The 18414-nt window shown below is 72.9% G+C and carries 20 protein-coding genes and 1 tRNA gene; 17 read left to right on the plus strand and 4 right to left on the minus strand.

Features of this window, described 5'->3' with window-relative positions; all coding sequences use genetic code 11:
- The 10 genes from fdh to C7C45_RS27570 form a co-directional block, all read left to right on the plus strand.
- A partial coding sequence (gene fdh / locus C7C45_RS27530; RefSeq protein ID WP_280101401.1) for a formate dehydrogenase occupies nucleotides 1-2960 on the plus strand: 2960 nt, incomplete at its 5' end.
- A complete protein-coding gene (locus C7C45_RS27535; protein ID WP_110566839.1) occupies nucleotides 2950-3879 on the plus strand; it encodes a 4Fe-4S dicluster domain-containing protein in 930 nt (309 codons plus the stop codon). The genes fdh and C7C45_RS27535, both read left to right, overlap by 11 nt.
- Nucleotides 3876-5042 (plus strand): NrfD/PsrC family molybdoenzyme membrane anchor subunit, encoded by a 1167-nt coding sequence (gene nrfD, locus C7C45_RS27540; RefSeq protein ID WP_110566841.1) that lies wholly within the window; start codon nucleotides 3876-3878, stop codon nucleotides 5040-5042. Before C7C45_RS27535 ends, nrfD begins: the two co-directional genes overlap by 4 nt.
- Nucleotides 5043-5080: 38 nt before the next feature.
- Nucleotides 5081-5176, plus strand: a tRNA-Sec gene (locus tag C7C45_RS34235).
- 22 nt (nucleotides 5177-5198) lie between these two features.
- The gene (gene selA / locus C7C45_RS27545; RefSeq protein ID WP_110566843.1) at nucleotides 5199-6503 is read left to right on the plus strand and encodes an L-seryl-tRNA(Sec) selenium transferase; all 1305 of its coding nucleotides are present in this window, start codon (nucleotides 5199-5201) and stop codon (nucleotides 6501-6503) included.
- Nucleotides 6504-6505: 2 nt separating this feature from the next.
- Complete coding sequence (gene selB, locus C7C45_RS27550) at nucleotides 6506-8290, plus strand: selenocysteine-specific translation elongation factor (protein ID WP_110566846.1); 1785 nt, start codon at nucleotides 6506-6508, stop codon at nucleotides 8288-8290.
- 54 nt (nucleotides 8291-8344) lie between these two features.
- Nucleotides 8345-9094, plus strand: a complete 750-nt coding sequence (locus C7C45_RS27555; protein WP_110566848.1) for a hypothetical protein — start codon at nucleotides 8345-8347, stop codon at nucleotides 9092-9094.
- A 40-nt stretch (nucleotides 9095-9134) separates the two neighbouring features.
- Entirely contained in the window at nucleotides 9135-9332 is a 198-nt protein-coding gene (locus tag C7C45_RS27560; protein ID WP_110566850.1) for a hypothetical protein, read from the plus strand.
- 73 nt (nucleotides 9333-9405) lie between these two features.
- On the plus strand, nucleotides 9406-10683 hold the full coding sequence (locus C7C45_RS27565) for a hemolysin family protein (protein ID WP_110566852.1): 1278 nt from the start codon (nucleotides 9406-9408) through the stop codon (nucleotides 10681-10683).
- A 71-nt stretch (nucleotides 10684-10754) separates the two neighbouring features.
- Complete coding sequence (locus tag C7C45_RS27570; protein ID WP_110567002.1) at nucleotides 10755-10940, plus strand: hypothetical protein; 186 nt, start codon at nucleotides 10755-10757, stop codon at nucleotides 10938-10940.
- Between the two features lie 8 nt (nucleotides 10941-10948).
- Here the strand turns inward: C7C45_RS27570 and C7C45_RS27575 are convergent, their stop codons facing one another.
- A complete protein-coding gene (locus C7C45_RS27575; protein WP_110566854.1) occupies nucleotides 10949-11599 on the minus strand; it encodes a hypothetical protein in 651 nt (216 codons plus the stop codon).
- A 134-nt stretch (nucleotides 11600-11733) separates the two neighbouring features.
- On the opposite strand from C7C45_RS27575, the gene C7C45_RS27580 reads away from it, so the two are divergent.
- Nucleotides 11734-11937: a hypothetical protein gene (locus tag C7C45_RS27580; RefSeq protein ID WP_110566856.1), complete on the plus strand. Its 204-nt coding sequence runs from the start codon at nucleotides 11734-11736 to the stop codon at nucleotides 11935-11937.
- Here C7C45_RS27580 and C7C45_RS27585 read toward each other — a convergent pair whose 3' ends face one another.
- The 3 genes from C7C45_RS27585 to C7C45_RS27595 all read right to left on the minus strand — a co-directional run bounded on the left by C7C45_RS27585 (nucleotide 11938) and on the right by C7C45_RS27595 (nucleotide 13576).
- A complete protein-coding gene (locus tag C7C45_RS27585; RefSeq protein WP_110566858.1) occupies nucleotides 11938-12414 on the minus strand; it encodes a hypothetical protein in 477 nt (158 codons plus the stop codon).
- Nucleotides 12411-12623 (minus strand): phosphatidylethanolamine-binding protein, encoded by a 213-nt coding sequence (locus C7C45_RS27590; RefSeq protein WP_110566860.1) that lies wholly within the window; start codon nucleotides 12621-12623, stop codon nucleotides 12411-12413. Before C7C45_RS27590 ends, C7C45_RS27585 begins: the two co-directional genes overlap by 4 nt.
- A 71-nt stretch (nucleotides 12624-12694) precedes the next feature.
- Nucleotides 12695-13576 carry a universal stress protein gene (locus C7C45_RS27595; protein WP_110566862.1) on the minus strand — a complete coding sequence of 294 codons (882 nt, stop codon included), beginning with the start codon at nucleotides 13574-13576 and terminating at the stop codon, nucleotides 12695-12697.
- 116 nt (nucleotides 13577-13692) lie between these two features.
- On the opposite strand from C7C45_RS27595, the gene C7C45_RS27600 reads away from it, so the two are divergent.
- The 6 genes from C7C45_RS27600 (at nucleotide 13693) to C7C45_RS27625 (ending at nucleotide 18404) form a co-directional block, all read left to right on the plus strand.
- Nucleotides 13693-14439, plus strand: coding sequence for an SAM-dependent methyltransferase (locus C7C45_RS27600; protein WP_110566864.1), 747 nt, complete (start codon nucleotides 13693-13695; stop codon nucleotides 14437-14439).
- A gap of 71 nt (nucleotides 14440-14510) precedes the next feature.
- Nucleotides 14511-15689, plus strand: coding sequence for a PP2C family protein-serine/threonine phosphatase (locus C7C45_RS27605; RefSeq protein ID WP_110566866.1), 1179 nt, complete (start codon nucleotides 14511-14513; stop codon nucleotides 15687-15689).
- Between the two features lie 56 nt (nucleotides 15690-15745).
- Nucleotides 15746-16210, plus strand: coding sequence for a MarR family winged helix-turn-helix transcriptional regulator (locus tag C7C45_RS27610; protein WP_110566868.1), 465 nt, complete (start codon nucleotides 15746-15748; stop codon nucleotides 16208-16210).
- Between the two features lie 291 nt (nucleotides 16211-16501).
- Complete coding sequence (gene clsA, locus C7C45_RS27615) at nucleotides 16502-17134, plus strand: cardiolipin synthase ClsA (RefSeq protein WP_110566870.1); 633 nt, start codon at nucleotides 16502-16504, stop codon at nucleotides 17132-17134.
- The gene (locus C7C45_RS27620; RefSeq protein ID WP_110566872.1) at nucleotides 17131-18075 is read left to right on the plus strand and encodes a DUF881 domain-containing protein; all 945 of its coding nucleotides are present in this window, start codon (nucleotides 17131-17133) and stop codon (nucleotides 18073-18075) included. The genes clsA and C7C45_RS27620 overlap by 4 nt, the downstream gene beginning before the upstream one ends.
- Nucleotides 18072-18404, plus strand: a complete 333-nt coding sequence (locus tag C7C45_RS27625) for a small basic family protein (protein ID WP_030327710.1) — start codon at nucleotides 18072-18074, stop codon at nucleotides 18402-18404. Before C7C45_RS27620 ends, C7C45_RS27625 begins: the two co-directional genes overlap by 4 nt.
- The last annotated feature ends 10 nt before the right edge of the window (nucleotides 18405-18414 follow it).

An 18414-nucleotide genomic window follows, 5' to 3' on the forward strand; every position in this document is an offset into this window, starting at 1 on the left:
TCCGCTACCGCCGGCCGTACTCGACGCAGTGGGAGGATCTGGAGCTCGACACCGCGCTCGACATGATTGCTGACCGGATGCTCGCGGCGCGCGAGCAGACCTGGGAGGACGTCGACACGCAGGGTCGGCCGCTCAACCGGACGCTGGGTTTCTCCAGCCTGGGCGGGGCGACGCTGGACAACGAGGAGAACTACCTCATCAAGAAGTTGTTCACCGCGATGGGGGCGCTCCAGATCGAGAACCAGGCCCGTATTTGACACTCCGCCACCGTCCCCGGTCTGGGGGCCAGCTTCGGTCGTGGCGGTGCGACGGATTTCCAGCAGGACATCGCCAACGCTGACGTCATCGTCATCCAGGGTTCGAACATGGCTGAGGCCCATCCGGTGGGCTTCCAGTGGGTCGTGGAGGCCAAGCGTCGTGGGGCGAAGGTCTTCCACGTCGACCCACGGTTCACGCGGACCAGCGCCTTGGCGGACTCGTTCCTGCCGATTCGGGCGGGCACGGACATCGCGCTGCTCGGTGGGGTGGTGCGCTACATCCTCGACAACGAGTTGGATTTCCGGGAGTACGTGTTGTCGTACACCAACGCGGCGACGATCGTCAGTGCGGAGTTCAGCGACACCGAGGACGGCGATGGCTTCTTCTCCGGGTTCGACCCGGAGACCGGCACCTACGTGCAGGACAGCTGGCAGTACGAGGGGCACGAGGGCTCGTCGGGCAGTGGGCACACCGCCCAGGAGCGGGACAGCGCCGCGGGGTTGACGCACGAGTCGCACGGCGCGCAGGTGGCCGGGCAGACCCGGCGTGACGAGACGTTGCAGCATCCGCGGTGCGTCTACCAGATCCTCAAGCGGCACTTCTCCCGCTACACGCCCGAGATGGTGGAACGGGTCTGCGGGATCCCGCAGGAGAAGTTCCTGGAGTTGGCGCAGGCCTGGACGGAGAACTCCGGCCGGGAACGCACCGGCATGCTGATCTACTCGGTGGGTTGGACGCAGCACAGTGTGGGTGTGCAGTACATCCGTACCGGGGCGATCATCCAGTTGTTGCTGGGCAACATGGGCCGCCCGGGTGGCGGCATCATGGCGTTGCGTGGGCACGCCAGCATCCAGGGCTCGACCGACATTCCGACGCTGTTCAACCTGCTGCCCGGCTATCTGCCGATGCCGCACCACGCCGACCACCCGAGCTTCGACGAGTGGGTGGACAGCATCCGGCACCCGGGGCAGAAGGGCTTCTGGGGCAACGCGCGGTCGTTCGCTGCCAGCCTGCTCAAGGCGTACTGGGGTGCTGCGGCGACACCGGAGAACGACTACTGCTACGGCTACCTGCCCCGACTGACCGGTGATCACGGCACGTACCAGCAGGTGCTCAACATGATCGACGGGAAGATCAAGGGGTACTTCCTGTTGGGCCAGAACCCGGCGGTCGGGTCGGCGCACGGTCGGGCGCAGCGGCTCGGCATGGCCAACCTCGACTGGCTGGTCGTCCGGGACCTGTTCGAGATCGAGAGCGCCACGTTCTGGAAGAACGGCCCCGAGGTGGCCACCGGTGAGATCGTGCCGGAGGAGTGTCGTACCGAGGTGTTCTTCCTGCCCGCTGCCTCCCATGTGGAGAAGGAGGGCACGTTCACCCAGACGCAGCGTCTGTTGCAGTGGCGGGAGAAGGCCGTCGAGCCGCCGGGCGACGCCCGCTCCGAGTTGTGGTTCTTCTATCACCTGGGGCGCAAACTGCGGGAGAAGCTGGCCGGCTCGACGCTGCCGCGCGACCGGGCGCTGCTCGACCTGACCTGGGACTACCCCACGCACGGTCCGCACGCGGAGCCGAGCGCCGAGTCGGTCCTGCGTGAGATCAACGGGTACGACGTGGCGACCGGCCGCCCGCTGTCCAGTTTCGCCGAGGCCCGCGCCGACGGCTCCACCGCGATCGGCTGCTGGATCTACACCGGGGTGTACGCGGACGGTGTGAACCAGGCCGCTCGGCGCAGGTCCCGACACGAGCAGGACTGGGTGGCCGCCGAGTGGGGCTGGGCCTGGCCGGCGAACCGGCGCATCCTCTACAACCGTGCCTCCGCCGACCCGGACGGCAACCCGTGGAGTGAACGCAAGCGCTACGTCTGGTGGGATGCGGAGAAGGCCGAGTGGACCGGCTACGACGTGCCGGACTTCGAGAAGACCAAGCCGCCGTCGTACCGGCCGCCTCCCGGCGCGTCCGGGACGGAGGGCATCGCCGGTGACGACCCGTTCGTGATGCAGGGCGACGGCAAGGGCTGGCTGTACGCGCCCAGTGGTGTCCTGGACGGCCCGCTGCCCACCCACTACGAGCCGGTGGAGTCGCCGGTGCGTAACCCGTTCTACGGGCAGCAGGCCAACCCGACCCGCAAGATGTACGCGCATCCGGTGAACTCGGTGAACCCGAGCCCGCCGGAGGAGCACAGCCAGGTGTTTCCGTATGTGTTCACGGTCAGCCGGCTCACCGAGCATCACACGGCCGGTGGGATGAGCCGGACGGTGAGCCCCCTGGCGGAGCTGCAACCGGAGATGTTCGTCGAGGTGTCGCCGGAGTTGGCGGTCGAACGCGGTCTCGACCACCTGGGCTGGGCTCATCTGGTCACCGCCCGGGCGGCGATCGAGGCGAGGGTGTTGGTCACGGATCGACTCACTCCGTTGCGGGTCGACGACCGGGTCATCCATCAGGTGTGGTTGCCGTACCACTTTGGTTTCGAGGGTCTGGTGACCGGTGATTCGGCGAACGACCTGTTCGGGATCAGCCTCGACCCGAACGTGCTGATCCAGGAGAGCAAGGTCGGCACCTGCGACGTCCGGCCGGGCCGACGCCCGAGGGGACGTGACCTGCTCGATCTGGTCGCCGACTATCAGCGGCGTGCGGGGATCGTCCCGGGCCAGCACGCCCCGGCGGTCACCACCGACAGCGTGGGGGAGGAGCACGGTGCTTCCTGACCCGAACAGCCTGTACGGGCCGCTCGATCCGGCGCCCGACGCCGGTTACGAGGACGCCCCGCCGCGGATGGGGTTCTTCACCGACACCAGCGTCTGCATCGGCTGCAAAGCCTGCGAGGTCGCCTGCAAGGAGTGGAACGGCGTCCCGCAGAGCGGGCTCGACCTGCTCGGGATGTCGTACGACAACACCGGGGCGTTGACCGCGAACTCGTGGCGGCACGTCGCGTTCGTGGAGCAACCCCGCCCGGCGGACGTGCTCGGTGCGCCGGTCGCCGACGGCGCGGGCCCGCAGTTCCTCGGTATGCCGGGGTCGCAGCCGCCGGGTCGGGGGTCGGGTGCGGAGGATCGCACGGACTTCCGCTGGTTGATGATGTCGGACGTGTGCAAGCACTGCACGCATGCGGCCTGCCTGGACGTGTGCCCGACGGGTTCGCTGTTCCGCACCGAGTTCGGGACGGTGGTGGTGCAGGAGGACATCTGCAACGGGTGCGGTTACTGCATTTCCGCCTGCCCGTACGGGGTGATCGACCAACGCAAGGACGATGGCCGGGCGTGGAAGTGCACCCTCTGCTACGACCGGTTGGGTGCGGGGCAGACGCCGGCGTGTGCGCAGGCGTGCCCCACCGAGTCGATCCAGTACGGGCCCCTAGAGGAGTTGCGGGAGCGGGCGGCGGCGCGGGTGGCGACGTTGCACGAGCGGGGTGTTCCCGAGGCACGCCTGTACGGTCACGACCCGAACGACGGGGTCGGCGGCGACGGCGCGTTCTTCCTGCTGTTGGACGAGCCCGAGGTGTACGGGCTGCCACCCGACCCGGTCGTGACCACCCGCGACCTGCCGAAGATGTGGAAACGCGCCGGCCTCGCCGCCCTGGCCATGGCGGCGGCGACCGTCGCCGCGTTCGTCGGAGGTTCCTCGTGAGTCCAGCTCGACCCCCGGTCGGTGACCGCTTCCGCCGCTTCCGCGACCGGTTGGCCGCCGAGGGATCCGACCGGCCGGAGGCCCCCCGCCAGGGTGGACCGGCGGGCACCGACGATCAGGCAGACCTGACCCCACCGCCGCAGCGGACCGCCGAACTCCCCGGCCGGCGGACCGGACGCCGGGGCGGACGTCGCGGCGGCGGCGAGGAACTGCGGGTGCCGGAGGCGACGTTCACGTCGTACTACGGTCGGCCCATCCTGAAGGCGCCGGTCTGGAAATGGGACATCGCCGCGTACCTGTTCACCGGCGGGCTGGCCGCCGGTTCGTCGTTGCTCGCGGCGGGTGGGCAGCTCACCGGGCGTCCGGCGCTGCGCCGGGCCGGTCGGGTCACGGCGTTGGCCGCCGTCAGCGCCAGCGCCGTGTTCCTGGTCAAGGACCTGGGTCGACCGGCGCGGTTCCACCACATGCTGCGGGTGGCCAAGCCGACGTCGCCGATGTCGATGGGCACCTGGATCCTCACCGCGTACGGGCCGGCGGCCGGTGTCGCCGCGATCGCCGAGGCCGCCGGTCGGCTGCCCCGCCACGGCCGGTTCGGGCTGGTCGGTCGGGCGTTGCCGTCGGTCGGGCACGCCGCTGGGCTGCTCGCCGCCGGTGCCGCGCCCGCGCTGGCCACGTACACCGGGGTGTTGCTCGCCGACACGGCGGTGCCGTCCTGGCATGAGGCGTACCCCGAGTTGCCGGTCATCTTCGCGGGCAGCGCGCTGGCCAGCGGCGCCGGCGTCGGTCTGCTCGCCGCGCCGCCGGCTCAGGCCGGGCCGGCCCGGCGGATGGCGGTGGCCGGCGCGGCCCTGGAGCTGTACGGCACGCACCGGGTGGAGACCCGCCTCGGCCTGCTCAGCGAGCCCTACCGGGTGGGCCGGCCCGGTCGGCTGCTGCGCGCCGGCCGGCTGCTCACCGTCAGCGGGGTCGCCGGCGCTCTGCTCGGCCGGCGCAGCCGGCTGGTCGGCGCGCTCTCCGGCACCGCGCTGCTGGCCGCGTCGGCGGTGACCCGGTTCGGCATCTTCTACGGCGGCGTCGCCTCCGCCCGCGACCCGCGCTACACGGTGGTGCCGCAACGCGAGCGGGTGAACGCTCGGCGGACCGGGGGCGGATCTGGCGGCTGACTGAGCGGCCACACCGGTGTTGTGATCGAATGTCCGACGGAGGCGTTCAGGAGGCTGGTGCCCCTCCCGGTCTTCAAAACCGGAGTGGTCCGGGACCCGGGCCAGGCGGGTTCGATTCCCGTCCGTCTCCGCCAAACGTTTGCAGGAGATGACGCGATGGGCGACGGCCCGGTGGACCCGCGACGCCGGGTGCCCCGCACCGACACGCTGCTCGCCGACCCGCTGCTGGCCGCGGCCACCGCGACGCTGGGCCGAGACCAGGTCAAGGCGGTCGTCGCCCGGGCGCAGGACCGGGCCCGGCGCGGCGAGATCAACCCCGACGAGGTACGCGACGTCGCGGTCGCGGCGTTGCCCGCGCCCGGTCCTCGCGCGGTGCTCAACGCCACCGGCGTGGTGCTGCACACCAACCTGGGCCGGGCGCCCCTGTCGCCCACCGCGGTCGCCGCGGTGCTGGCCGCCGCCGGGCACACCGACGTCGAACTGGACCTGCGCACCGGCCGGCGGGCCCGGCGAGGCCGCGACGCACTCGACGCGTTGGCCGCCGCCGTACCCGACGCGGACGCCGTGCACGTGGTCAACAACGGCGCCGCCGCGCTGGTGCTGGCCGCGACCGCGTTGGCCTCCGGCCGGGAGATCGTGGTCAGCCGCGGCGAACTCGTCGAGATCGGCGACGGTTTCCGCCTGCCCGACCTGCTGGAGAGCACCGGTGCCCGACTGCGGGAGGTGGGCACCACCAACCGCACCACGCTCGCGGACTACGCCGCCGCCCTCGGCCCGCAGACCGGCTTCGTGCTCAAGGTGCACCCGTCGAACTTCCAGGTCACCGGCTTCACCTCCGCCACCCCGGTACGCCAACTGGCCACCCTCGGCGTGCCGGTGGTCGCCGACATCGGCTCCGGTCTGCTCGTCGCGGATCCGCTGCTGCCCGACGAGCCGGACGCCGCCAGTACCCTTCGCGCCGGTGCCGCACTGGTGACCGCCAGCGGCGACAAGCTGCTCGGTGGCCCGCAGGCGGGGCTGCTGCTCGGCGCCGCGGACCTGGTCGACCGGTTGCGCCGACACCCGCTGGCCCGGGCGCTGCGCGTGGACAAGCTCACCCTGGCCGCGCTGGCCGCCACCCTGCACCAACCGGACACACCCACCCGGACGGCCCTGCACGCCGACCCGGGTGCCCTGCGTCGGCGGGTGGAGCGGCTGCGCGACCGGCTCGGCGCGGACGGCCGCAAGGCGGAGGTGGTGCCGGCCGTCGCGGTGGTCGGCGGCGGCGGCGCCCCGGGGGTCGAACTGGACTCGTGGGCGCTGAGCCTGCCCGAGCGGTACGCGGAGCCGCTGCGCACCGGCGACCAACCGGTCCTCGGCCGGGTGGTGCGGGGCCGACTCCTACTCGACCTGCGCTGTGTGCCCGCCGACGCCGACGAGGCCGTCCGACTGGCGGTGCTGCGCGTGCCCGGGGACGACTGAGCGTGTTCGTCGTCGCCACCGCCGGGCACGTCGACCACGGCAAGTCGACGCTGGTCCGGGCGTTGACCGGGATGGAACCCGACCGGTGGGCCGAGGAACGCCGCCGGGGGATGACCATCGACCTGGGTTTCGCCTGGACGACGCTGCCGTCCGGCGGCACCGTCGCGTTCGTCGACGTGCCCGGGCACGAGCGGTTCGTGCCGAACATGCTCGCCGGGGTCGGCCCGGTGCCGGCGGCGCTGATCGTGGTGGCCGCCGACGAGGGGTGGATGCCGCAGTCCGCCGAGCACCTGGCCGCGCTCGACGCGCTCGGTGTCGCGTACGGGCTGCTGGTGGTGACCCGCGCGGACCTGGCCGACCCGGGACCGGCGACGGCCCACGCCCGCGCCGAGATCGCCGCGACCAGCCTCGGCGCGGTGCAGGCGGTGGCGGTCAGCGGCCTCACCGGCGCGGGCCTGCCGGAGCTGCGTACCGCCCTGGACCGGCTCGCCGCCCGACTGCCGGCCCCCGCGGCGCACGACCCGGTCCGGCTCTGGGTCGACCGTAGTTTCACCGTGCGCGGCAGTGGCACCGTCGTCACCGGCACCCTCGGCGCCGGTCGTCTCCGGGTGGGGGACGAGCTGGAGTTGGCCGGCGCCGACGAACCGGTCCGGGTCCGTGGCCTGCACGCCCTCGGCGAGGCCCAACCGGAGGCCACGGCGGTGGCCCGGGTGGCGGTCAACCTGCGCGGTACGCCCCGTGACCGACTCGGTCGTGGCGACGCGCTGCTCACCCCGGGCCGGTTCCACCACACCGACCTCGTCGACGTCCGGCTCACCGGCGATCCGGCCGCCGACCTGCCGGCGACGCTCACCCTGCACGTCGGATCGGCGGCGGTGCCGGTACGGGTCCGCCCGCTCGGCCCGGACACCGTACGCCTGCGGTTGGCTCGCCCGTTGCCGTTGCTGGTGGGCGACCGGGCGCTGCTGCGCGACCCGGGCCGCCACCACGTGGCCGGTGGGGTGCGCGTGCTGGACGTGGCGCCGCCGCCGCTGGCCCGCCGAGGCGCCGCCGTCGCCCGCGCGCAGGTCCTCGCCGAGTTGGACGGTCGACCGGACCTGGCCGGTGAGCTGCGCCGTCGCCGGCTGATCCAGGCCGGCGCGTTGATCCGGATGGGCGTGCCGGTGCCCGCCGCACCGACGGCGGGCGGGGCAGAGACCGGCGTGGTGGTGGCCGGCGACTGGCTGGCCGACCCCGCGCACTGGCGGCGACTCGGCGACCAGTTGACCGAGGAGGTCGCCCGTTACACCCGGGACCACCCGTTGGAGCCCGGCATGCCGGTGGACGCGCTGCGCCAGCGCCTGGCCCTGCCCGACCGGGTGCTGGTCGAGGCGCTGGTCCGGCCGCCGCTGCGGATGCACGCCGGGCGGGTCGGTGCGGCGGGCGCCGACGCGCTGCCCGAGCCGGTCGCCCGGGCCGTGCGGCGGGTCCGCGCCGAGTACGGTGACCGCCCGTTTCGGGCCCCCGAGGCGGACCACCTCGTCGACCTCGGTCTGGGGCCCCGGGAGATCGGAGCGGCCGTGCGGGCCGGCGCCCTGTTGCGGCTGGCCGACAACGTGGTGCTGCTGCCCGACGCGCTCGACGACGCGGTCCGGGTGTTGGCCGGGCTGCCGCAGCCGTTCACCCTCTCCGCGGCCCGGCAGGCGTTGGACACCACCCGGCGGGTGGCGGTGCCCCTGCTGGAGTTACTGGACCGGCGGGGCGCGACCCGGCGACTGCCCGACGACGCCCGGATCGTCGTCACCTGAGCGCGCACGCACTCCGGGGCTGACAGGGTGGCGTCGGGATGCGACGGTGGGCTGATGGTGGAGGTGACGGCGTCCCGGTCGCGGCCGTTCGGCGGCCGGTGGCGGGAGGTCGTCCCGGTGGCGCTGCGCTGGGGGCTGCCGCTGCTCTGGGTGCTGTGGGTGCCGCTGGCCTGGTGGGTGGAGCCCCGCGAGTCGACCGAGGCCCAGCTCGACCGGGATCTCGCGACCGGCCAGGTGGTGGCCTTCCAGCGGGCGTCCGGCTGGGCCGACAACGGCGCGTACTGGGGTGGCCGGCCTCGGCCGCAGTATGCGACGAACGGCGGGATGGTTGTCTGGACCGTACCGAACGGCCAGAGGCGGTACACCTTCGGTGCACCACCCGCCTCGGACCCGTACCTCGCCGAGCCAGACGCGTCGGCGGGCGCCGGGCCGAGCTGGCGGGACACCCAGCTCGCCGCCATTTCGAACACCGGGCCCGCGGACAGCGGCCGCGCGCACCGGATCGGGAACGCCGCGGCGCTGCTCGCTGGTGCGCTGACCGTGCTCTGGCTGGGCCGGTTGATCGGCGGTGCGCCGCCGCTGGCCGGCACCCGGTGGTTCTGGTTCTGGGTCGGTCTCCTGCCGTTCGGGGTGGGTGTGCTGGCCTGGACGTACCGGGAGCTGTGGAGACCACCGCCGGTGCCGGTGCCCGACCGTGGTTCGGGGTGGCGTGGGGTCGGCTGGCTGATCCTCGCCGCAGTCGGGATCAGCCTGGTGGTGTCCGTTGCCCGCATCGTGTTCGGGACGACGGTGGTGCCGGGCTAACCCGCCCCCGGGGCCGGCGGCGGTCACCTACCGTGACGCCATGGACCCTTCGGCGGTCTGGCGGGACCGGCAGCACCGATGGCGGATCGAGGCGTACCGCGCCCCGGACCTGCGCTTCGCCATCTACGCCACCAGCGGCCCCACCGAATCCGTGCCGCTCTGGCTGTTCGGTATGTCGGCGCTGGCCCGCTGGTTGATGACCCACGCCATCTCGCTGGACGACCTGGAGGTCGACTGAGCGGGGCCGGAAACGGACCCGGAGCCGGCCGCGCTGCGGTTGAGTGACCAGAGGCGGCGGACGGGGGTGCGCGATGGGTGGTCAGCTCGGGCAGTTGGCGCTGGTGGCCGTGCTGGTGCTGGTCAACGCCGCGCTCTCCGGCAGTGAGATGGCACTGGTGACGTTGCGCGAGGGGCAGTTGCGGCAGCTGGGCCGACGGAGCCGGGCCGGTGACCGGTTGGTGCGGCTGTCCCGCGATCCGAACCGGTACCTGGCCACGATTCAGCTCGGCATCACCCTGGCCGGGTTCCTCGCCTCGGCCGCAGCCGCGGTGTCACTGGCCGGTCCACTGGTCGGGCCGCTGGGCTTCCTCGGCGGTGCGGCCCGTCCAGCCGCGGTGCTGGTGGTGACCATCCTGCTGACGTTCGTCACCCTGGTACTCGGGGAGTTGGCCCCGAAACGGCTGGCCATGCAGCGGGCGGAGCGCTGGGCGCTGCTGAGCGCCGGCCCACTGGACCTGCTCGCCCGAGTGTCCCGACCGGCGGTGTGGCTGCTCAGCCGGGCCACCGACGCGGTGGTCCGGTTGGCCGGCGGTGACCCGCGGGCCAACCGTACGGAGATGACCGAGGAGGAGCTGCGGGAGATGCTGGCCAGCCAGCGTGGTCTGTCGGCCCAGCAGCGGGAAATCCTGACCGGCGCGTTCGACATCGCCGGTCGGACGTTGCGGGAGATCCTGGTGGCCCGGCGGGACGTGACGACGCTGCCGGCCGGCCTGACCGCGGACGAGGGGGTGCGGCAGCTCGCGGCCGCCGGGCGGTCCCGCGCTCCCGTCACCGGTTCCGGTGGCCTCGACGAGGTGCTCGGGGTGGTGCACATCCGCGACCTCGTGCAGGCCGGCACCGCCTCGGTGGGTGAGCGGGTCCGGTCGCCGTTGCTGCTGCCGGTCACCCTGCCGGTCGCCGACGCGCTGCGCCAGCTCCGTCAGGAGCATCAGCAACTGGCCCTGGTGGTCGACGAGCACGGCGGCATCGACGGCATGGTCACCATGGAGGACCTGCTGGCCGAGGTGGTCGGCGAGTTGTACGACGAGACCGACCGCGACGTGCGCGGGGTGATCCGGGAGTCGGACGGGTCCCTGCTGGTGCCGGGTGACTTCCCGTTGCACGACCTGCCCGACCTGGGGGTACGGCTGAGCTTCCCGTTGTCACGGGACTACACCACGGTGGCGGGGCTGGTGCTGGCGCGGCTGCGGCACCTGCCGGATGAGCCGGGGGAGACGGTGCGGCTGCCCGGGTTGACCCTGGAGGTGGTGGAGGTCGGCGACCGGGCGGTGCGTCGGGTGCGGCTGCGCGGGTTCACCGCCGACCGCTGACCTCCCCCGCAAGAGGGACAACCAGCTCAAATGCCCTCTGCGGTGGACGCGGCCCGTTTACGGTGCGATACGTGAAGGACCGAGGGTTGCGTACGTTCGTCACGGTGCTGGCCGGCCTCGCGGTGATCTACTTCGGCAGCGTCGGCCGCAGCCCCGAGGAGGGCCGTGGCATCTCCGGCGGGGTGGTGGTCCTGGCGTTGCTCGCCGCGTTACTGGTGTGGCACCTGACCCGACCGGGGGACAAGACGGTGAAGTAGGCCGCCCCTCAGCGGGCGGCGACGCGGGTGACCTCACCGGCGGACTCCTCGCCGAGCGCCACTCGCACCAGCGCCGAGGCGAGCCGGCCGAAGTCCGGTTCCTCGACGAGGCCGGCCAACCGGTCCGGGGAGCCCGGCAGACCCAGCCGTTTCGCCCCAGCGAGGGCGCGACGGTCGGCGTACGGGCGCAGGTCCGACCAGACCGCCTGAGCCTCCCGCAGGTAGATGTCCGCACCGGTGGGGCCGATGCCGGGGAACTCGGTGAGCCGTCGGCGCAGCCCAGCCGGGTCGCCTTGCGCCTCCCGGTGCAGCCGGCGCAGGTCACCGTGCCAGCGGTCCAGGCACAGTCGGGCGCCGGTGCCGAGCATGGTGGCGGTCCGCTCGTCGTAGCGGCGGTAGTGGGCCCGGCCCAACGCGTCGACGCGTTCCTGCCAGCTTGCCGCCTCCATCGCCTGTGGCGTGCGGTAGCCCGCGGCGAACAACTCCCGTGCGGCGTCCACCGCCAGGCACGCCCGGATCCGGGTGCTCAACAGGGTGGCCAGCACCAACAACTGGTAGAGCGGCCCGGGGCGGTCGGAGAGTCGGATGCCGGCCTCCTCCGCGTACGTGCGGCCACGCCGGTCCAGCAGGACTCGCACCACCGTTCGATCGTTGCCCACCCCGACGGTGTACCCGATCCGCGCCCCGCTAGCCGTTGCGCCGGGGCGCGGGGTCGGAATGCCGTCGGAGCGGACGGGTATGCCGGGGTGTGCAGGCGGTCGACGCCGCCTGTCGTACCGGAGGGAGACACCCCGTGACGAACCCGCAGCAGCAGGAACTTCGCCGCAACGCACTGGGCGCGACCAGCCAGGACAACAAGGGCCCCGCGCCGGGCGGGCACCCGGCCAACCGTGGCACGTCGCGCGGCGACGCCGGTCGACCGGTGCCCAAGGGTCAGGTGTCGCCGTACGGGCCGGCCGGTGAGCCGGTGGCCGACGACGACAGCGACACCCGGTAACTAGCGACCGCGACCTGACGGCCGCCGCAACCTGTTCCAGGTTGCGGCGGCCGTCAGCCCGTACGCCAGGTGCGGAATGATGTCGGAGATCCAGTCGGAGCGCCGCCACGTGCGGGGGTCGCTGATCCCGAGCACGGTGATCGACCCGTCGGTCATGGTCATGACGCCGGCGCCGAGCAGGCCGGTGGCCATCGGCAACGGCTGGCGCCGACCGCCCGCGTAGAGCGCGAACCCGACGCCCGCGGCGATGCCCAGCCCGTAGCCGATCAGGGGCCCGAGGCCCGAGCGGCGATTCGCCGCCTGGTCCCCGGACCCCAGGCCCACGTGCGCGATCCCGGCCAACCGGTCGACGGTCTCCTGCGGGACGTTGCTCTCCGGCCGTCCCCGTAGCGCCATGTCGAGGTAGCTGACCACGTTCAGCGCGGTGCTGCCGACGGCGCCCGCGATGGCGCCGTCGGCCACGTCGACTCTCCTCACTTCGGGTCGCCCGGTTCGCGCTCGCTCTTCGGGCCGTACGTGCGGTCGCCGCGCACCACGCCCCGCTGGCCGCGGTCCTCCTGGAGGATCTTGTTGGCGACCTGGTTGGCCTTGCCGTCGGGCACCCGGCGTCCGGAGTCGTCGATCGCGTTGCGCAACCGCGCCCGCTGCTTGTCGTAGGCGTTACTGCCCGGCCGTGGTCCTGGCATCTGGAGCCTCCTTCGTCGCCATGGGCGTACCGCGGCCGTCTACCCGTCTGGTGGCGTGCCAACCTCGGGTCCTACCGGGGCGCGCGCACGACCGCGACGGGGCACTGCGCGTGGTGCAGCATCGACTGACTCACCGACCCCAGCAGCAACCCGGTCACCTCGCCGCGCCCCTGCCCACCCACCACCGCCAGTTGGGCGGAGCGGGACGCCTCGGCGAGCACGGCGCCGGGGCGGCCGTGCACCGCCCGGCAGGTCAGCCGCAGCTCCCGGTGGTGCTCGGTCAGCCCGGTCATCCACTCGGCGAGCATCCGCTCCTGCTCACCGTGCAGTTTCGCCTCGTCGTACACCAGGGGTTGCATGTCGCCGGGGCCGCTGCTGCCCGGGTGCCGGTAGGCGTGCACCGCGACCAGCGGCACGCCGCGTGACACGGCGGTCTCGGCGGCGAAGTCGGCCGCCAGCAGGGAGGCCGGCGAGCCGTCCACCGCGACCAGCACCGGCTCGTCGGGCCGTTGCGCGCCGCGGGCCACCAGCACCGGGCAGTCGGCGTACGCGGCGACCTGCACCGCGACCGAGCCGACGACGAGTGCGGAGAAGCCACCCAACCCGCGGTCGCCGAGCACGATGAGCGCGGCGGTGGGCGACTCGCCCACCAGCACCGCGGCGGCCTCACCGTCGATGATCTCTCCGGAGATGGACAGCCCCGGTACGGTCGCCGCGGCCTCGGCCACCGCGGCCTGGACCAGCTCCTCGGCCCGGTGGCGCAGCCCACCGCCGGGCGGCGCGTCCGGGGCGGGGGAGACCGGCACGTGCAGCAGCGGCCAGACGAACCCGTGCACGACCCGTAGTGGCCGATGCCGGCGCGCCGCCTCCGTGGCGGCGAGGCGTACGGCGCGCAGCGCCGGCTCGGAGCCGTCCACGCCCACCACGACCGCCGCGCTGTTCGCCGAGTTCACCGCCCACCTCCCGCCCGGGCCAGTATCGCGGGACCGATCGGCTCCGCGCCGCGATACCGCCGAGTGCGTCGGGGTCGGTACGCTGACGACGACCGGTCGGGGAGGGAGCATTGTCGATGGGTGAACCGGACCAGCCGAGCACCGCACGCATGATCGACTTTTGGCTCGGCGGGGCACACCACTTCCCGGTCGACGTGGCCGCTGCGGGCGCGTTCGAGCAGGCGTACGGGCCGTGTGCGCCGGTGTTCCGGGAGTTGCGGGAGTTTTTGGGCCGTACGGTGCGGGCCATGGCCGCCCACGGCGTGGACGGTTTCCTGGTGTTCGGCGCGGGGGTGCCCACCATGGGCAACGTGCACGAGGTCGCCACCGACGCGACAGTGCTCTACACCGACGTCGACCCGGTGACCATCCGGCTGGGGCAGAGCATCCTCGCCGGCAGCGACCGGGCCGGCTACGGCTTCGGTGACGCGACCGACATCGGCACGATCGACCCGGCGCAGCTGCACCGGTTCGTTCCGGGCTGGGGCCGCCGGCCGGTCGGGGTGGTCTTTCTCGGGCTCGCCGCGTTCCTCGACGACGCTACGCTGACCCGCACCCTCGACGAGTTGTACGCCGGCGCGGCGCCGGGCAGCCTGCTCGCCGTGGACTTCGACACCGAGGAGTTGGCGGGTCATCCGCAGGCGCTGGCGATGATGGGGCCGCAGTTCCGGATGCGCCCACCGGCGGCGTTCGCGCCGCTGCTGGGTCGGTGGGCGCCGACGGCGGACGGCATCGTCCCGGTCGCCCAGTGGCGGCCGGAGGGCCCGCCGGCGCAGGTGCCGGACGCGTTCCACGGTGTGCTGGCGACCCGTGGTGGCGACTGACCGCGCGGATTCGCCGTCCGGGGTCGTCCGTATGATGCTTGCCCTGTAGCAAGTTTCTGGAGAGGACGACCATGGTGGACCCGCCGGACGTGGTGTCGCGCGCGCTGCGCGAGGCCCCGCCCGACCAGTTGGCGGAGGCCGCGGACCGGGCGATCCGGTCGACGTTGGGCGCGCTGCGCACCGACGTGTTCGTCGCCGACTACCGGATCAGCGGGCTCTGGCCGGTGCTGGATCCGGACCTGCCGGCGGCCGGGTTCCTGGCCTGCCACACCGTGGCCCAGCGCTGCTTCAGCAGCCAGCAACCGGTGCGCGACGCCGCCAGCGACGGCCCCTGCCGGCTCTACCTGCCGTTGACGGTGTGGGGGGAACGGCTGGGCGTGCTGATGATCGAGCTTCCGGCGGTCCCGGGTCCGAGCGTCACCGGTCACGCGGCCGACATCGCCGGTGCTCTCGCGGTGGCGATGCGTGCGGCGGACCGGGAGACCGACCGTTACCGGCGGGCCCGTCGCCGTGAGCGGCTGACGATGGCCGCCGAGATGCAGTGGGATCTGCTGCCCGGGCGCAGCGTGGCGCACCACACGTTCCACCTGGCTGGGCAGCTCGAGCCGGCGTACACCGTGGGTGGGGACCACTTCGACTGGTCGCTGGACGGCGACCGGCTCACCGTGACGGTGCTCAACGGCGAGGGCAGCGGCCTGTCCGCGTCGATGCTGACGGCCGTCACGGTGAACGCGATGCGCAACGCGCGTCGCTCCGGCGGCGGCCTGGTGGAGCAGGCCGAGCTTGCCTCGGACACGGTCTTCTACCAGCACCGGGGCCACCGGTACGTGGCCACCCTGCTGCTCGAAGTGGACACTCGCACCGGGCGGGTGCTAGCGGTCGACGCGGGTTCGCCGCACCTGTTGCGGATGCGCGGGGCGGTGGTGGAGCCGATCAAGCTGGATCAGCAGTTGCCGTTGGGCATGTTCGCGGAGACCCGCTACGAGGTGCAGGAGCTGCAACTCATGCCGGGCGACCGTCTCTTCGTGGTCAGCGACGGGGTGTGGGCCGCCGAGCCTCCGGGCCAGGAGCCGTACGGGCAACGAGTGATGGCGCGCTCGCTGCGCGCCACACGGTTGCAGCCGGCGGCGGAGGCGGTTGGTACGGTGATGCGCGAACTGCACGCCTACCACGCGGACTCGGATCTGCGCGACGACGCCGTCGTGGTCTGTCTGGACTGGCACGGTCCAGGTGAGCGGGGCAGCGAGTGAGGGTCGCCGCCGCTGCGTCGGGCGGGCACCAGCGCGACGATGGCAGGGGACATCAGGTGGAGCGACCTGCGGATCTCGCCGCGGCGATCGACGCGGCCGCCGGGACGCTGATCGCCGTGCTCGACTCGGCCGCGGCGCGGCACCAGGTGCCGCCCACGCAGTTGCGGGTGCTGACTCTGATCAGCAGTCGACCGGAGACCAATGTGAACGGGTTGGCGGAGCTGCTGGACGTGGTGCCTTCGTCGGCGAGCCGCCTCTGCGACCGGCTGGAGGCGACCGGCCTGCTGCGCCGGGTGCCCGATCCGCGCGACCGGCGTGAGGTGCGGTTGGTGGCGACCGCGGCGGCGCTGACCCTGCTGCGGCAGTTGGCCGAGCAGCGGCAGCGGGCGGTGCAGTCGGTGCTGGATCGGATGCCGGCGCGGACGCAGCACGATCTGTTGCTGGCGTTGGTCGCGTTCGGTCGGGCGGCGACTCAGTCGGTGCCCGAGCAGCAGCCCGATCCGGCGGCGCAGACGGCCTGAGTCCGGTCAGCCGTTCTCTAGTATCCTAGGACGCTCTACGCGTGGTGATCCACGCCACAGTGCGGCAAAGCCGCACCGAACCGCGGTCGGCGGCGCCCGGGGCGCCGCGGGAAGCCCGATATAGTGACAACGCACTTACCCGGCCCGTGATCTCGAAGATCACGGGCCGCGTCAGGGAAGAGGCCCCGCCCGGGGCCGCAGGGGAGCCGGCGATGGCCGGCCCGACAGCACGCACGACCCTCCGCCACGCCGGACGTCGGCAGGGGGCCCGCGTGCCGTGGAGGAGGATCGGTGTCGCGTCGGCCGGCTCGGGCAGAGCAACCGCGGGACACCGGTGACGAGGCCCCCGGCAACCAGGTGCTCACCCTGCCCAACCTGATCAGCTTCGTCCGACTGCTGGGCGTGCCCCTCTTCCTCTACCTGTTCCTGGTCGAGCGAGCCGACGTGGCGGCGATCGTCATTCTGGCCATCGGTGGCACCACGGACTGGGTCGACGGTTGGATCGCCCGCCGCCTGCACCAGGTGAGTCGCCTCGGGGAGCTGCTCGACCCGTTCGCCGACCGGCTCTACATCCTCGCCACCCTGATCGCCTTCACCGCGCGGGAGGTGGTGCCGTGGCAGTTCACCGCGGCGCTGCTGGCCCGTGAGCTGCTGCTGCTCGGCTCGCTGGCGGTGCTGCGCCGCTTCGGCTACGGGCCGCCGCCGGTGCACTACGTGGGTAAGACCGCCACGTTCCTGCTGCTCGCGGCGTTCCCGGTGCTGCTGCTGGCCACCGAGTGGGGCGCGGCGGCGACGGCGACGGCCGCGATCGGTTGGGCGTTGGCCTGGTGGGGGCTGGTGCTCTACTGGGTGGCCGGCGCGATGTACGTGCTGCAGGCGGTGCGGTTGGTGCGCGCGGCGCGCGGCCGGGGAGCGGCGGCGTGAGCGCGCCGCGGCCTGGGAAACCCCGCCAGGACCGGGTGTACGCGCCGGATTTCCTCACCGAGCTGTTTCGCAACCCGCTGGATCCGGGGTACGCGGACGCGGCGGCTGCCCGCCGTCGTTCGGCGTCCACCACGCCTTCCCGGGGTTGGCGTGCCTGGCCGAGCCGGTCGGTCAGCCTGGTCGTGGTGGTGATGCTCGGTTTCCTGTTCGCGGTCGCGTACCGGCAGACGATCGCGGACGAGCCGGGGCGCAGCCAGGCCCGTTCCGGTCTGGTGGCGCAGATCAAGGAGCGGGAGAGCCAGACCGACCGGTTGTCCACGCGAGCGGACCAGTTGCGTGAAGAGGTCAGTCGGCAGCGGGACGCGGCGTTGAGCGGGTCGGCCGCTGCCCGGCTGCGGGACCTGGAGGCGAGCACGGGGCTGGGTCGGGTGCGCGGCGATGGTGTGGTGGTGCGGTTGGCGGACGCACCGGACAACGCCGACGCGGTGACCGGGGCCGGCGCTGGGCCGTCGCGGGTGCTCTACAGCGACCTGCAGGGGGTGGCGAACGCGTTGTGGAGTGCCGGCGCGGAGGCGATCGCCATCAACGGGCAGCGGTTGACGGCGACGTCGACGATCCGTTCGGCGGGTGAGGCGATGCTTGTGGATTTCCGGCCGGTGACCGGGCCGTACGAGGTGTCGGCGATCGGTCCGGGTTCGCTGCGGCGCAAGTTCGAGGACAGCCGGAACGCGGCCTTGATGCGGGAGGTCGCGCAGAAGACCGGGTTGTCGTTCGGTGTGCGGGAGTCGGACGACCTCACCCTGCCGGCGGCTCCGGAGCCGCAGCTACGCTACGCGCAGCCGTCGGTCAGTCCGAGCCCTTCCGCGTCGGGTGTCCGGTCCGGCAGTCCCGGGTCGTCCGGCCCGAAGACGACCTCTAGCCCCTCCGGAGGTGGCCGATGATCGCGGTGCTGGCGTTGCTCGCCGGTGTGGTGCTCGGTGTGTGGCTTGATCCCACGGTGCCGGCGGCGTTGCAGCCGTACCTGCCGATCGCGGTGGTGGCCGCGTTGGATGCGGTATTCGGTGGTGTGCGGGCCAGGTTGGACCGCATCTTCGACGACAAGCAGTTCGTGGTGTCGTTCATCTCGAACGTGTTGGTCGCGGGTCTGATCGTGTATCTGGGTGACCAGTTGGGGGTGGGCGGGCAGTTGTCCACCGGTGTGGTCGTCGTGCTGGGCGTCCGCATCTTCGGCAACGTGGCGGCGATCCGTCGGCACCTGTTCCGGGCGTAGGTTTGACAGC

The organism is Micromonospora arborensis, from assembly GCF_003205615.1.
Classification (GTDB): Bacteria; Actinomycetota; Actinomycetes; order Mycobacteriales; family Micromonosporaceae; genus Micromonospora; species Micromonospora arborensis.